Raw genomic sequence first — 438 nt, forward strand, 5'->3', positions numbered from 1 at the left:
TTTGTTTATAGAGTAGTAAATTCTCTTTAGCACTTCGCGGTCTTTTGCTTTGCTAGTATCAAGTACTACTTCGTTTTTGTCGATGTCTAGTCTTAGGTTAGCAAATGCCTTTGTCGATGTGCCATATAGATATGAGTCTTTGTGTAAATTTAGTGCATAAAGGGTGCTATCTTTACTTATAGCCTCTTTTAAAATTTCAGCATTTAGCTCGTCTTCGCTTAGCTCTTTGCCTAGTTTTTTAAATTTAGCCTCTATCTTTGCTTTTATCTCTTTTAAATTTACCTCTTCAAGTTTAAATCTATTCTCACCACTTTGCTTTAGAGCTAAATTTTTAGCAAATGAGCTTTTCTCTATCCTAGCCTGCGAGCTTGAGTTATTTACCAGCTTTTTAGCCTCTACATTTATATCTTTAGCATAAATTTGGCTTGAGGTATTTAC

Annotated in this window: 1 protein-coding gene; it reads right to left on the reverse strand. The window is 33.8% G+C overall.

The features are described 5' to 3' along the window. Positions 1 to 438, reverse strand: a 438-nt coding sequence (locus tag UNSWCS_RS12270; protein ID WP_035144335.1) for a hypothetical protein, incomplete at both ends; no start/stop codon positions are given.

The sequence above is a fragment of the Campylobacter concisus UNSWCS genome (assembly GCF_000466685.1).
Taxonomy (GTDB): Bacteria; Campylobacterota; Campylobacteria; order Campylobacterales; family Campylobacteraceae; genus Campylobacter_A; species Campylobacter_A concisus_A.